The sequence below is a fragment of the Bradyrhizobium guangdongense genome, assembly GCF_004114975.1.
GTDB lineage: Bacteria > Pseudomonadota > Alphaproteobacteria > Rhizobiales > Xanthobacteraceae > Bradyrhizobium > Bradyrhizobium guangdongense.
Genome location: NZ_CP030051.1, coordinates 3064746 through 3078031 on the forward strand (window position 1 = coordinate 3064746; position 13286 = coordinate 3078031).

The following is a 13286-nucleotide window of genomic DNA, read 5'->3' on the forward strand; positions in this document are numbered from 1 at the left end:
CGACAGCTGATCCGGTTGGCGACTTAAGCGCTGAGGTCCGTGTTGAGCGGGCGCGAGGGCTCCGACTTCAAATCCAGCGCATGGAAATAGGCCCGCCGGCGCAGCATCGCCTCGTCGGGGAACTGGTCGACCACCGCCTCAGTCTTGTCATTGACGACCTGGAAGACCATGGACGCCGCCGCCTGGTCGAATATGACCTGGCGCGAGATGTTCTCGTTGCTCTGCAAATCATTGCGCGCGGGTGCACTGGTATCGCTCGCCGCGACGGTCTGACTCACGGGCAAATCGGTTTGCACGGCATCGTTCGCCGCCGAATTCGACGTCGTCACGATCTGCGCGGGGACCGGGATCCCCACCGGTCTGATGCTGAAATCTGTACTCATGGCAGCCTCCTGGTTGCCTTACGTGAGTCAAATCCCAACCCCTCTCAATACGCAACCATGGAACACCAGGATTGAACACCCGGTTAGGAAACGTACCTAACCGCGCGACGCTTTTGTCGCGCGGTTTTTCGTAAAATTGAAAATAGCTTTGCGGAGGCTCAGAGCGAGCGGCTGACCGCGAGCGGTGTGATGTGGCGCGGGCCGGGAGCCGCACGCCGTCCCGCCGCGGTATAGGTGTTCGGCACGTTGCGCTTCTGGATCTCGGCATTGACGCCGCGCACGACGCTCTCGGAGACCGCATGTGCGGTCGCGAGCACGGTGAGGTTGACCTGCAGCATGGCGCGGAAGGCGTCGTGATGCCGATGCAGCGTCGAGAGCAACTCGGGGGCGGATTTCGCCAGCTTGTCCTGGTTCGCCTTCAACTGGCCGACGGCGCCGACATAGCGTCGCGACAGCTCTTGCTTCTGGCTTTCGAGCGTCATCGCCTCGCGGACCTTGCCGGCGCGGACCAGTTCGGTCTCACGTTCGATCAGGCCGAGCAGGGCGCTCATGGCGTCCATCAGGTCCTCCGCGAGCTTGCGCGCCTCGGCGCTGCCGGGCGTGTTGTTCGCTCGCTGGGCAGGCATCTGCTGACGTGAGGCGTTGAACTGGCTCATCTCGAATGGACCTTATGCCGTACGAAGAGTGGTCTTGGCCTGCTGCATGATCAGGGTGCGGTAGACGTCGCGGGAGATGCCGACGCCGCCGGCGCTGGCGAAGTTCTTGGAATATTGCTCGGTCAGCATCGAACGCCACACCCCGGTGCCCGGCGTGTCGCCGAACGGGCCTTCGCCCTTCAGGCCCGAGGTCATCTGCGCGAACATGCTGTTGAGGAACATGCCCTCGAAGTCGGTGGCGGTCTTCTGCGCCTTGGCCTGCTGCTGCGGCGAGACCTTCTGAAGCGCGGCGGCGAGCTCGAAATCCGGCCGGCCGTTGCGGCTTTCCACGGAGAAAGCGGGGTTCGAGGAGAGGGCCGCGGTGGCGAGGCGCGCCGTCTTGAGCATGCCGGTCTGCATCACATCACCTCGATGTCGGCTTCGATCGCACCCGCGGCCTTGATCGCCTGGAGGATGCTGATGAGGTCGCGGGGGCCGATGCCGAGGCCGTTGAGACCGTCGACGAGTTGCTGGAGCGAGACGCCGTTCTTGACGAGGGCCAGTTTCTTGCCGTCTTCGGTGACGCCGACGCTGGAGCGTGGGGTGACCACGGTGCGGCCGCGCGACAGCGGGTTGGGCTGGCTCACCTGCGGGCTCTCCGAGATCGTGACCGTGAGATTGCCCTGTGCGACCGCAACCGTCGCGACACGGACATCGCGGCCCATCACGATGATGCCCGAGCGTTCGTCGATGATGATCTTGGCGGCGAGGTCCGGATCGACCTGGAGCTGCTCGATCTCGGTGAGAAAGGCGACGACGTTGCCCTTGAACTCCGGCGGAATCGAAAGCTGCACGGTCGAGGGGTCGATCGGCTCGGCCGACTTGACGCCGAGATAGTCGTTGATGGCCGCCGCAATGCGCTTGGCGGTGGTGAAGTCCGCATTGCGCAGCGCGAGCCGCACGTTCGGCAATCGGTTCAGCGCGAACTCGATCTCGCGCTCGATGATTGCGCCGTTGGCGATGCGGCCGACGGTCGGGACGCCGCGGACGATCTTGGCCGCGTCGCCCTCGGCCTGGAAGCCCGAGATCGCGAGCGAGCCCTGCGCCACCGCATAGACGTTGCCGTCGGCGCCGAGGAGGGGGGTGACGAGCAGGGTGCCGCCGCGCAGATCCTTGGCATCGCCGAGGGCGGACACGGTGACGTCCATGCGCGTGCCTTGGGTCGCGAAGGCCGGCAGATTGCCTGTGACCATCACGGCGGCGACGTTGCCGGTGCGGATGGTGGCGCCGCGGATGTTGACGCCCATGCGTTCGAGCATCGCTTGCAGCGACTGCTTGGTGAAGGGGATGTTGTTGAGGGTGTCGCCGGTGCCGTTGAGGCCGACGACGAGGCCGTAGCCGATGAGCTGGTTCTGCCGCACGCCTTCGATATTGGCGAGATCCTTGATGCGCGAGGTCGCGCTTGCAGGTGCGATCGGGAGCGCCAGCGCTGACAGCGCGGCGCAGGCCACCGCAACGGCCCCGCTCAGAATCCTCACCCAACGAACGCCTGGCATCCTCTGCTCCCCAAGCTCCTCAAAGAGCCTCCTCACATCTCGGACCGTCTGCGACACTCCCATGACGAGCTGGTCCGACGCTGTCCTTGCGAGGGCTGTGCCAACGCGAGGCGGCGGGGTAGGCGATTGAATAGGTTGAATAAATCTCTTTCGATCGGCGCGAGCCGGCGTTCGCCTTGAGGAGCGAAACTGCCGCCTCCCGGCAGATTTTGCCGGGCCGTTTACGCCCCGTTAACCATAAAGCGGCGAATGTGGCGCATCGATCACCCGGATTGCTCCGATGCGCATCTACGGACCGAATGGCACCACGCTTGGGACGCCGGCCAGCCAGGCCAGGCGAACGAGCTCCGGCACCTTCGTGCTGCCGGACACCTCGTCGGCGCAGGAGACGCGCAGCGCTGCCGCACCGAAAGCCACCGCCAACATCGACGGGCTGCTCGCGCTGCAGGGCATCGAGGAAGATCCGGTCGAGCGCCGCAAGCGCTCGGTCGCCCGCGGCAAGACCGCGCTCGACGTGCTCGACGATCTCAAGATGGGACTTCTCTCCGGCAATCTCGATGCATCGACGGTAATGCGGCTGCGCGATGCGGCTGCGAACCTGAAATCATCCTCGGGCGATCCCGGTCTGGATTCCGTACTGTCCGAGATCGAGCTGCGCGTCGAGGTCGAGCTGGCGAAGGCCGGGCAGGGCTAAACCTGTAGGCTAGCGTCGCCCGGCGGGCTAAGCTTTCACGATCATCCTACGCCGCTTCCTCCTTCTGTTGCGTATCGTAGCGGCGCTGGGCGGCGAGCACGTCCTTCAGATTCTCCTCGGCCCAATCGCGTAGCGGATCGACCGCGGCGGCAAGTGTCAGGCCGAGCTGCGTGATCGAATATTCGACCGTCACCGGGACTGTGGCGATGGCGCGGCGCTTGAGCAGGCCGTCGCGTTCGAGCGACTTGAGAACCTGGCTCAGCATCTTCTGCGAAATGCCTTCAATCGTGCGGCGCAACTGATTGAAACGCATCGGCTCCTCGCGCAACAGCAACAGGATCAGCACGGCCCATTTGTCTCCGACCCGGTCGAGGATCTGGCGCGTTGGGCATTCGGCGGCATAGACGTTCGGCTTCATTTCAGATCCTCGTGCTTGCTTGGGCCGGCCAGCTGTTGTTCCGGTTACTCCTGTGTAATCAGGTAAGCACAAAGTGCTCTCTTAACACCAGCATTCTTTGCGATATCTAGTCACCATTGGTTACTATAGAAGCGAAGGAGCCTTCCATGAAAATCGCAGTCGCCGGTGCCTCGGGTCGAGCCGGTTCGGAGATCACCAAGGAACTGTCCCGCCGCGGCCATGCGGTGACCGCCATTGCCCGGAACCCTGAGAAGATCGCGGCACTGCCGAACGTCACGCCGATCAGGGGCGACGTGCTCGACCAAGCGGGTCTTGCCAAGCTGTGGGCCGGGCACGACGTGGCCGTCAGTTCCGTGCACTTCCTGGCGAGCGACCCGCATAAGCTGATCGGCGCCGCCAAGGATTCGAAGGTTGGGCGTTATCTGGTGGTCGGCGGCGCCGGCAGTCTCGAGGTCGCTCCCGGCGTCAAACTGGTCACAACTCCCGGTTTTCCGGCCCAATATAAGGCCGAGGCAGAGGCGGGCTCTGCCTTCCTCGATTTGTTGCGGCAGGAAAAGGACCTGAACTGGACCTTCCTCTCGCCCTCGGCGCTGTTCGTCGAGGAAGCGCGGACGGGCAAGTTCCGGCTCGGCACGGACCAGCTTCTCGCAGATGCGAACGGTAAGAGCTGGATCAGCTTTGCGGACTACGCCATTGCACTCGCCGACGAGATCGAGAAGCCGGCCCACTCAAGGCAGCGCTTCACGGTCGGCTACTAGGTCTTTTGGCCGCCTCCGAGCCCTCCAGGATAAACGTTCTTGTGCAAGGGCTTGGGGGCGCCAACCGCGCCATTAAGGAAATATTGTCTGTCACGGGAGGCCACTATATAAGGCCCGGCTCAACGGACCCCGTTCCGTTCGCGAGTCGTTGCTTAAGAAGATAGGCCGCCCTTGGAAAAGTTGAAAAACTACCGACCGACCGAAAAAGAGCCTTTCATGAACGACCGGCAGAAGGAGTACTTCCGTATGAAGCTCCTTGCCTGGAAGGATGAGATCCTCAAAGAGTCCAAGCTCACCCTGCAAGCGTTGCAGGAGGAGAACGTGAACCACCCCGATCTTGCCGATCGGGCATCGTCCGAAACCGACCGTGCCATCGAACTCCGCGCCCGAGACCGCCAGCGCAAGTTGATCGCCAAGATCGACGCCGCGCTCCAGCGCATCGAGGACAACACCTACGGGTATTGCGAGGACACTGGCGAGCCGATCTCGTTGAAACGGCTCGAAGCCCGGCCCATCGCGACGCTCTCGGTGGAAGCGCAGGAGCGCCACGAGAAACGCGAGAAGGTCTATCGCGACGAATAAAGTCCGAGCCGCAGCGATGCGGCTCTTTGTTTTTGGGCTCACGGTGCCGCTTGAGCGCCGCCGGTTTGGCGCGTAAATTCGCGCCGCCATGATGATTTGCACTCTCAATATCGCTTCGGTGTTTTTCCTGGGCTGATCCCGCTTCGGCACGGAAGCGCTGATCGACCCCGCCGGCTTTCGCGCGCGGGATTCCAGTGAACCGAATGAGCCGGCCAGGTTCCGCATGACGCGGACCAATAACGGCCGGCGACAGCTTGAGAGACAATCATGACCGATCGAGATGACTCGCGTGCGCTCAGCGCCGCGCAAATTGCTCAATTCATCGCACAGGGCTTCGTCCGGATCGACAACGCCTTTCCGCGCGCGCTCGCCGAACAGGGCCGCGCCATCCTGTGGCGCGATCTGCCCTGCAGAGAGCATGATCCCGCGACCTGGACGCGTCCGGTGATCCGGCTGTGGCAATCCGCCGTTTCCGGAGATCGCCAATACAAAAGTGCTGCATCGCGCGTTCGATCAGCTGGTCGGCGCCGGCCGCTGGCGGCCGCGCAAAGATATCGGCGGCACCTTCGCGGTGCGCTTCCCGCATCCCGATGACCCCGGCGACGCTGGTTGGCATATCGATCTCAGCTTTCCCGGCGAGGATTGCGACCACAACGAGCGGCACGAGTTCTCGGCCTGGCGGGCCAACATCGTTTCGCGCGGCCGCGCGCTGTTGATGCTGTTCCTGTTCTCCGATGTCGGCGAGAACGATGCGCCGACGCGGATCAGAGTCGGCTCGCACATGCCGATGGCGCGCTATCTGGCGCCTGCGGGCGAGGCCGGACGGTCGCGCATGGTCCTCGACGAGATGGGCGCCGACTGCCCGCTCGCGCTGGCGACCGGCGAGGCCGGAACGGTTTGTCTGTGTCACCCTTTCCTGGTGCATGCTGCGCAAAAGCACCGAGGAAAGACCCCGCGCTTCATGGCGCAGCCGGATCTACCTCCGGCTGAACCGTACCGGCTGGACCGCGCCGATGGCAGTTACTCGCCGGTCGAAATCGCGATCCGGATGGCGCTTGGCCTCGCCTGAGACGAGCTAATGCGGTTTCGTCCTGTCGTGGCGTCGGTTCAGACGCCACGACATCGCGCTGATCGTCGGGATCACGAAAACTGAATCGCGATCAATGAGCTAGAGTCGAATCCTGCCAGCTCACGTGAGTTCGGATGAGAAAAAGCCTTCACTTCAGGTGAGGACGGTTTTGAGAGTCGCATCAAGGAGATCGACGCGGATGCTGAGAGACCGACCGAGCAGGTTCCGCTGCATTCATGTCTCATGCGACGCTGCAAGGCGCGCCTCTCCATAAAGCCTGGACCAGCTCAATATTTCCTTAAACGCCGGCAGCAGGCCGTAAGCCGCATCCGTCAGTTCGTACTCGACCCGCAACGGCTTCTCGGCGAAGGCATTGCGCGACACCAGCCCGTCCTGCTCGAGTTCGCGCAGCTGCGTGGTCAGCATCTGCTGGGTGATGCCGCTGATCGACCTCCGCAAGGCACCGAAGCGAACCGCGCCGTTCATCAGCGCGAACAGGATCTCCAGTTTCCATTTGCCGCCGAGCGCGTGGATGGCGCGCTTGAAGTCGGCGAGCAGGGCAGCGTCGGGGCTGCAGTCGCAATCGCCGTCGCAAACGCTGGTCAGGTTTTCCATACCGGTCTCGAAATCCATTCTACTTGTTCCGCTAGGAGATAGTGACCAGATGCGGGCTTGAGCAGGGTGGCGGATCAAATTCGCCGGTCCGCGCAATCAGGGGAATTTGGCGATGAGCAGCGTTCTGGTCACCGGCGGGTCCGGCTTCGTCGGTATCCATGTCGTCCTGCAACTCCTTGCCGCCGGCCATCAGGTGCGCACCACGCTGCGCCGCCCGGACCGGCAGGCCGACGTGCTGGCGATGCTGCGCGAGGGCGGGGCGGCGTCACCCGAGCGCCTCTCGTTCTTCACTGCCGATCTCACGGCGGACGAGGGCTGGCAGGCGGCGGTGACGGGGTGCGACTACGTGCTCCATGTCGCCTCGCCGCTGTCGACCAGTGTTCCCAAGGATGAGGACGAGATGATCATCCCGGCTCGCGACGGCACGCTGCGGGTGCTGCGCGCGGCACGTGATGCCGGCGTCCGGCGCGTCGTCATCACCTCGTCGCTGGGCGCAATCGGTTACGGCCACCCGCCGCGGGAGCGGCCGTTCGACGAGACCGACTGGACCAATCTCGAAGGCGCCGACGTGCAGCCCTATATCAAATCCAAGACGCTGGCGGAGCGGGCGGCCTGGGATTTTTTGGCGCGCGAGGGTGCCGGGGTCGAGATCTCGGTGATCAACCCCGCCGGGATCTTCGGTCCGGTGCTGGGGCCGGACTTCTCCGGCTCGATCGAAATTGTCAAATCGCTGCTCGAGGGCGCCATGCCGGCGGTGCCGCGGGTCTATTTCGGCGTGGTCGACGTCCGCGACGTCGCCGATTTGCATTTGCTGGCGATGACCTCGCCGGAAGCGAAAGGCGAGCGCTTCATCGCGGTATCAGGCGAGACGCTGTCGATCCTGGATATTGGAAGGGTGCTGCGGCGGGAATTGGGAGCCAAAGCGCGGCGGGTTCCACGGATCCAGGCTCCGGACTGGCTGGTGCGGCTGGCCGCGCGCCGGATTCCCTTGCTGCAAGCCGTCGTGCCGATGCTCGGACGTGTCAGGCATTCGACCAGCGCCAAGGCGAGGTCGGTGCTTGGCTGGCAGCCGCGCTCCAACGAGGAAGCGATCCTCGCCACCGCCGAGAGCCTGATTCGGCTTGGCCTGGTCAAGGCGTGAGGCCGCCCGCCGCCCGCGCTTGTCAGGCCCGGGCGGGGATGCTGAAGTGCCCACCTCGAATGCGATCGCGTAGCGTGGGAGGCGGCGCCGATGGACAAAATTCTCGAAGCCGCAAAGGCGATCGCGCTGGCGCGCCGCAACCATGCGCCGCTCGCGGCGCTGGACCATCCCCCTGACGACGAGGCCGAGGGCTATCAGGTCCAGCGCGCGCTGCATGATCTCCTGCTGCCACATGTCGGCCCGCTGGTCGGCTACAAGATCGGCTGCACCAGCCACGTCATGCAGGAGTACATCGGCATCCCGCATCCTTGCGGCGGTGGTGTGTTCCAGAAAGTTGTGCATGAGAGCGGGGCGAAGCTTGCGGCGTCCGACTATGTCCGCGTCGGCGTCGAGTGCGAGATCGCGGTGCGGCTGAAGCGCAACCTCGCTGCGGGCGAGGCGCCGTTCACGGCCGAATGGGTCGGCGAGGCCGTTGATAGCTATCACCCAGCCATCGAGATCGTCGACGACCGCTATATGAAGTGGGAGACGATGGGCGCGCCGACGTTGATCGCCGACGATTTCTTCGCCGCGGGCTGCGTGCTTGGCGAAGCGGTCCCGCGCTCGTCCGTGCCGGACCTGAGGGCGGTCAAGGGGCGCGCCCTCGTCAACGGCGAGGAGGTCAGCCACGGCACCGGCGCCGACGTGCTCGGCCATCCCCACAACGCACTCGCCTGGCTCGCCAATCACCTCGCCGTCGAAGGCAAGGGCCTGCATGCGGGACAGCTCGTGCTAACGGGAAGCCTGGTGAAGACGCTGTGGCTGAAAGCCGGCGACAAGGTGCGGATGGAGCTGGACGGGCTGGGCGTGGTCGAGGCGGAGTTTATGTAATGCTCTCTCCGCAATGACGGAGTGTGAGGTTGCGGCGTCGCTGTAATTGCGCGGACTTGCACCGCTGCCATAACGACACCACAGCCCAAAAATACATGCGGCCCTCGCCAGGGGAGCTAGCGAGGGCCGCGTAGTACATCGTCGTTCGCGCCTAGGTTCGCGAGCACGATGTGGGAGCTGGGGAGAATTTAGAAGGGCAGCAGCACGTCCATGACTTGCTGGCCGTAGCGCGGCTGCTGCACGTCGGTGATCTGGCCGCGGCCGCCATAGGCGATGCGGGCCTGCGCGATCTTGCTGGAATCGATGGTGTTGTCGCTCTGGATGTCTTCGGGACGGACGATGCCGGCGACCACGAGCTCGCGGATCTCGTAGTTGACGCGGATCTCCTGCTTGCCTTCGACCACGAGGTTGCCGTTCGGCAGCACCTGGGTCACGACGGCGGCGACGTTGGTCTGCAACGCTTCAGTCCGGTTGACCGAACCTTTGCCGTCGCTGGAGGCGGTGGCGTCGGCGGTGAGAATGCGGCCGGGCAGGATTTTATTGGCCTGGGTAATGGTCTTCGCGCCGATGAAATCGGTGATGCCCGAATCTTCCTTGTTGGTGCGGCTGCGCTGGGTCTCGTTGGAGAGGTTGGCCTTGTCGGTGATGTTCACCGTCACGGTCAGGAGGTCGCCGACATGCGTGGCGCGCTGGTCCTTGAAGAAGGCGCGGCTGCCGTTGCGCCACAGCGAGTTGGGATTGTAGGAGGCGACTTCCGGCTTCGGCATCGGCATCTGCACCGGCTTGTAGCCGGGCTGCGTCGTCGGGTTGTCGATCGCCGACAGCTTGGGTTGCTCGCCGATCTGCGACAGACGATCAATCGATGAGCAGCCACCGAGCGCGCAGCTGGCCAGCAGCAGGGCAGAGATCGCGAGGCGACGTAAACGGGAAGCCGAACTGAAAGCGGACATGACGAACTCTTACTTGGCTTGAGCTTGCGAGACGCGAGCTTGGGGTATCTGGGCTTCCGCAACCTGGGCCGGCGAGGCCGGGGCCTGGACCAGGCTGCGGAGGAGGGCTGCGGTGTCGACGGGGGCGGGCGCTTCGTCGCGCTTGAGTGAGGAGGTCTGCTCGACGGCAGCGGCCATTGGCGCGGACTGGCTGGCGCCCTGCACCGTCACCTGGCCGCGGCCGGTGACGACGCCGGTCAACGTGCGCTTGGTCTGCAGATTGAGCACGCTCACGGTGTCGCCCTCGGCGCCGCCCTCGAGCGCCTTGCCGCGGGTGGTGAGATAGATTCCGGGGACCTCGTAGATGACGGTGACGCTCTGGTCGCGCGACACGAATTCCGGCTTGGCGATGTCGGCGACGCGAATCGGCGTGCCGGCGCGCATCGCCCGGCGCAGCTGCATGCCGACCGTGCGCTCGCGCGAGGCGGGCTCGCCCGTCACATCCGCTTTCGGCCGACGCTCCTGGGCGACGTCGGAGGATTTCAGCATCTCGCTGCGATCAATGTCGCGGGTCAGGACGGCGACCTCGACCGTCTCGATCGCGGTGCCGGTCATGCGCAGCTTGGTCGGAACCGGATTGCTGTCGTTGCTGATCTCGAAGGCGATGTCGAAGCGGCCGCCGCGAGCGTCGTAGCGGGTCGCGACCGCCTGCAGCGAACCGGTGTTGGAGGCGTCGAGCCGCATGTCGGAGATGCCGCGGTCGAAGGTGATGGTGATGTTGGCCGCGTCGCCCAGGCCGAAGCGATGCTCGAGCGCGGAGGCGACCGCGTTTTCGAGATCCTTGCTTGCGATCGTGCGGGCAAGGCGGGTGACCTGCACCTCCTTGATATCGCCGGTCATCACGCCGATCACCTGCTTGGCGCGGAGCACGCTCAGGACCTGGGCAACCGGCAGCGCGCCGGTGGTGCCGAGATCGGGCGAGCGATAGATCGGGATCAGAGCGGACGAACCGGCATTGTCGATGAGGTCGCCGACCCGCACCACGTCGGAGGTGACGGTGACATTGGCGCGCAACGTCGGCGCAGCGATGCCGTCGTCGGCGGCCTGCGCCGGGAGCGCCAGCGCAAGCAGCACGGAGAGGGTGACGAGCGTGGTACGAATCATGGTCAGCACCTCAGCGGAACAGCGCCGTGGTCGATTGCATCATCTGGTCGGCGGCGCTGATGACCTTGGCGTTCATCTCGTAGGCGCGCTGTGCAGCGATGAGATCGCTCATTTCCGAGACGACATCGACGTTGGCCTGCTCGAGGCTGCCTTGCGTGATCTTGCCGTAGCCTTCGGAGTTCGCAGTGCCGTCCTGCGGCGTGCCCGATGACGTCGTCTCAATGAACTGGTTGCTGCCGACCGGCTGCAGGCCCGCCTTGTTGATGAAGCGGGTCAAGCCGATCTGGCCGAGAACGGTGTTGGTCGAGGAGCCCGGCAGGGTCACCGTCACCTGGCCCTGCTCGTTGACGGTGATGCCCGAGGCATTGTTCGGAATCGTGATGGTCGGCTGCACCGGATTGCCGGCCGCGGTGACGACGCGACCCTGATTGTCCATTTGGAAGGTGCCGTCGCGGGTATATTGGTAGGTGCCGTCGGGCATCAGGATCTTGAAAAATCCTTCGCCCGAGATCGCGAGGTCGAGATCGTTGCCGGTCTGCGACAGCGTGCCCTGGGTCATGCTGCGCGGCGTGCCGACAGTCTTGACGCCGCCGCCGATGTCGACACCGACAGGCAGGATGGTGCCCTGGTCCGAGGCCTGGGCGCCGACGCGGCGAACGTGTTCGTAGATCAGATCCTGGAACGCCGCGGTCTGCTTCTTGAAGCCGGTGGTGCGCAAGTTGGCGATGTTGTTGGAGATCACCTGAACGTTCAGTTCCTGTGCCGCCATCCCGGTCGCTGCAGTGTGAAGCGCCTGCATGTCAGTTCTCCTTCAATCAGGCCGGAACGTCGGCGAGCTTCTCGATCGCCGATTTGTGGAGGTCGCTCTGCTGCTGGAGCAGGTTGGCGATCGCGGTGTAGCTGCGCATCACCTCGACCATGCGGCTCATCTCGCCGACCGAGTTGACGTTCGACTTCTCGACATAGCCCTGCTGCAGGGTGGATTTGGTGTCGGGCTGCTGGGTGGCGGAGCCCGTGTCATAGAGATTGGCGCCGAGCTTGATCAGCTTGGCCGGATCGTCGAACGTCACCATGCGGATCTTGCCGCGGATCGAGTCGGTCTTGGCCGTGCCTTCCACCACCGTCACGGTGCCGTCGGGGGAGACGTTGATGTCGTGGTCGGTCGGCTGGAACACGATCGGACCGCCCGTGCCGAGCACGAGGTTGCCGTCCGAGGTCATGAGCTGGCCGGTGCTGCTGAGGGCGAACTTACCGTCGCGGGTGTAGCGCTCGGCGCCGTTGACCTGCACGGCGAAAAAGGCGTTGCCGCTGATCGCCATGTCGAGCGGGTTGTTGGTCGCCTCCATCGGCCCCTGGCCGACGTCGCGGTAGGTGCCACGGTCCTGCACATAGGAGACCCGGCGGTCGGAGCCGACGAAATTGTCCTCATGCGCGTTCGAGTTGAGATATTCCTCGAACAGCGAATGGTCGGCCTTGAAGCCGTTGGTGTTGACGTTGGCGACGTTGTTGGCGATGACATCCATCTGCCGTTCCAACGTCATCTGCCGTGACAAGCCGATCAGAAGCGCATTCTGCATCGGTCAATCTCCCCTGCGTGAGCTCGGCCATTTCGCTCTCCCAAGCGCCGTAGCCGATCCCGTGAACGAGGCCGTCGGGTTCTCCCAAACCGTTCGGTCTCGGCCCTCTCTCAGCGAAAGCCGTGCCAACTCTGAAAAACACGTAATTACAATTGGTTGGCTATTTTCCCGCGTTCCCGGCGGGAGGCAGAAAGGTTCTGTTAGCCATGTTTGCCCGGCAGATTTTTCCTAGCGGAGGGCCAATCGAAAGGTTCCGTTAACCATTATTACCGTAGCGTTTGCGCCTAAGAGGAGCGCATCGCGCCGGGACATTTGTATCGCGTCACTGTCTGTCAGGAGGCTTCGCTCTTTCGATTCCGTTTGAGATGAGCGAGCCCGGACGACCATGGCAGAGAATGAAGCGGAAGGCGGCGCAGCCACTGAGGGCGCCGAAGCTGCCCCGCCGAAGAACAAGCTCAAGCTCATCATCATGGCCGTCGGCCTGCTTGCCGTTCTCGGCGGGGGCGCCGCGACCTGGTTCTTCTTCTTCCGTCATGGCGATGAGGAGCATCATGCCGAGGCGGCGCCTCCGCCGAAGCCACCGGCCTTCGTCGACGTGCCCGACATGATGGTCAACCTCGCCGGCGCGCCCGGCGAGCGCGTGCAGTATCTGAAGCTCAAGATCGTGCTCGAGCTGAAGGAAGAGAAGCAGATCGAGGCGATCAAGCCGTCGATGCCGCGGGTCACCGACATCTTCCAGACCTATGTGCGCGAGCTCCGCTCCTCCGACCTAAACGGTTCGGCCGGCATCTTCCGCCTCAGGGAGGAGCTGACCAAGCGCGTCAACGCCGCAGTCGCGCCGATTCAGGTCAGCGCGGTGCTGTTCAAGGAAGTCGTGCTCCAGTGAGGATGCTGC

Annotated in this window: 16 protein-coding genes and 1 pseudogene; 7 read left to right on the forward strand and 10 right to left on the reverse strand. The window is 64.1% G+C overall.

Features of this window, described 5'->3' with window-relative positions; all coding sequences use genetic code 11:
- Positions 1-23: 23 nt before the first annotated feature.
- The 4 genes from X265_RS14420 to X265_RS14435 all read right to left on the reverse strand — a co-directional run bounded on the left by X265_RS14420 (position 24) and on the right by X265_RS14435 (position 2574).
- Positions 24-383, reverse strand: a complete 360-nt coding sequence (locus X265_RS14420; protein WP_128965413.1) for a hypothetical protein — start codon at positions 381-383, stop codon at positions 24-26.
- Between the two features lie 158 nt (positions 384-541).
- On the reverse strand, positions 542-1039 hold the full coding sequence (locus tag X265_RS14425; protein WP_128965414.1) for a hypothetical protein: 498 nt from the start codon (positions 1037-1039) through the stop codon (positions 542-544).
- Positions 1040-1051: 12 nt separating this feature from the next.
- Positions 1052-1438, reverse strand: a complete 387-nt coding sequence (flgJ, locus tag X265_RS14430; protein ID WP_164938583.1) for a flagellar assembly peptidoglycan hydrolase FlgJ — start codon at positions 1436-1438, stop codon at positions 1052-1054.
- The gene (locus X265_RS14435) at positions 1438-2574 is read right to left on the reverse strand and encodes a flagellar basal body P-ring protein FlgI (protein ID WP_164938584.1); all 1137 of its coding nucleotides are present in this window, start codon (positions 2572-2574) and stop codon (positions 1438-1440) included. Before X265_RS14435 ends, flgJ begins: the two co-directional genes overlap by 1 nt.
- Before the next feature lie 280 nt (positions 2575-2854).
- Here X265_RS14435 and X265_RS14440 point away from each other — a divergent pair, with 280 nt between their 5' ends.
- Positions 2855-3268, forward strand: coding sequence for a flagellar assembly protein FliX (locus tag X265_RS14440; RefSeq protein WP_128965417.1), 414 nt, complete (start codon positions 2855-2857; stop codon positions 3266-3268).
- 46 nt (positions 3269-3314) lie between these two features.
- Here the strand turns inward: X265_RS14440 and X265_RS14445 are convergent, their stop codons facing one another.
- Positions 3315-3686, reverse strand: coding sequence for a winged helix-turn-helix transcriptional regulator (locus X265_RS14445; protein WP_128965418.1), 372 nt, complete (start codon positions 3684-3686; stop codon positions 3315-3317).
- A gap of 146 nt (positions 3687-3832) precedes the next feature.
- Between X265_RS14445 and X265_RS14450 the strand changes: the two genes are divergently transcribed.
- The 3 genes and pseudogenes from X265_RS14450 (at position 3833) to X265_RS14460 (ending at position 6095) form a co-directional block, all read left to right on the forward strand.
- Positions 3833-4444: an NAD(P)-dependent oxidoreductase gene (locus X265_RS14450; RefSeq protein ID WP_128965419.1), complete on the forward strand. Its 612-nt coding sequence runs from the start codon at positions 3833-3835 to the stop codon at positions 4442-4444.
- 216 nt (positions 4445-4660) lie between these two features.
- Positions 4661-5026 carry an RNA polymerase-binding protein DksA gene (gene dksA / locus X265_RS14455; protein WP_008142458.1) on the forward strand — a complete coding sequence of 122 codons (366 nt, stop codon included), beginning with the start codon at positions 4661-4663 and terminating at the stop codon, positions 5024-5026.
- Positions 5027-5293: 267 nt separating this feature from the next.
- A pseudogene (locus X265_RS14460) lies at positions 5294-6095 on the forward strand (phytanoyl-CoA dioxygenase family protein).
- A 234-nt stretch (positions 6096-6329) separates the two neighbouring features.
- On the opposite strand, the gene X265_RS14465 reads toward X265_RS14460, so the two are convergent.
- Positions 6330-6728, reverse strand: a complete 399-nt coding sequence (locus tag X265_RS14465; protein ID WP_188637372.1) for a winged helix-turn-helix transcriptional regulator — start codon at positions 6726-6728, stop codon at positions 6330-6332.
- Positions 6729-6822: 94 nt separating this feature from the next.
- Between X265_RS14465 and X265_RS14470 the strand changes: the two genes are divergently transcribed.
- Positions 6823-7851: an SDR family oxidoreductase gene (locus X265_RS14470; RefSeq protein WP_128965420.1), complete on the forward strand. Its 1029-nt coding sequence runs from the start codon at positions 6823-6825 to the stop codon at positions 7849-7851.
- 90 nt (positions 7852-7941) lie between these two features.
- The gene (locus X265_RS14475) at positions 7942-8721 is read left to right on the forward strand and encodes a 2-keto-4-pentenoate hydratase (protein WP_128965421.1); all 780 of its coding nucleotides are present in this window, start codon (positions 7942-7944) and stop codon (positions 8719-8721) included.
- A 188-nt stretch (positions 8722-8909) separates the two neighbouring features.
- Here the strand turns inward: X265_RS14475 and flgH are convergent, their stop codons facing one another.
- Genes flgH through flgF form a run of 4 tightly spaced genes read right to left on the reverse strand, consistent with a single transcriptional unit; the run spans position 8910 to position 12391 of the window.
- Positions 8910-9671: a flagellar basal body L-ring protein FlgH gene (gene flgH, locus X265_RS14480; protein ID WP_128965422.1), complete on the reverse strand. Its 762-nt coding sequence runs from the start codon at positions 9669-9671 to the stop codon at positions 8910-8912.
- 9 nt (positions 9672-9680) lie between these two features.
- Positions 9681-10814: a flagellar basal body P-ring formation chaperone FlgA gene (flgA, locus tag X265_RS14485; RefSeq protein WP_164938585.1), complete on the reverse strand. Its 1134-nt coding sequence runs from the start codon at positions 10812-10814 to the stop codon at positions 9681-9683.
- Positions 10815-10824: 10 nt separating this feature from the next.
- The gene (gene flgG / locus X265_RS14490; protein ID WP_128965423.1) at positions 10825-11613 is read right to left on the reverse strand and encodes a flagellar basal-body rod protein FlgG; all 789 of its coding nucleotides are present in this window, start codon (positions 11611-11613) and stop codon (positions 10825-10827) included.
- Between the two features lie 16 nt (positions 11614-11629).
- A complete protein-coding gene (gene flgF / locus X265_RS14495) occupies positions 11630-12391 on the reverse strand; it encodes a flagellar basal-body rod protein FlgF (RefSeq protein ID WP_128965424.1) in 762 nt (253 codons plus the stop codon).
- Between the two features lie 385 nt (positions 12392-12776).
- Here flgF and fliL point away from each other — a divergent pair, with 385 nt between their 5' ends.
- Entirely contained in the window at positions 12777-13277 is a 501-nt protein-coding gene (gene fliL, locus X265_RS14500; protein WP_128965425.1) for a flagellar basal body-associated protein FliL, read from the forward strand.
- Positions 13278-13286: the final 9 nt, after the last annotated feature.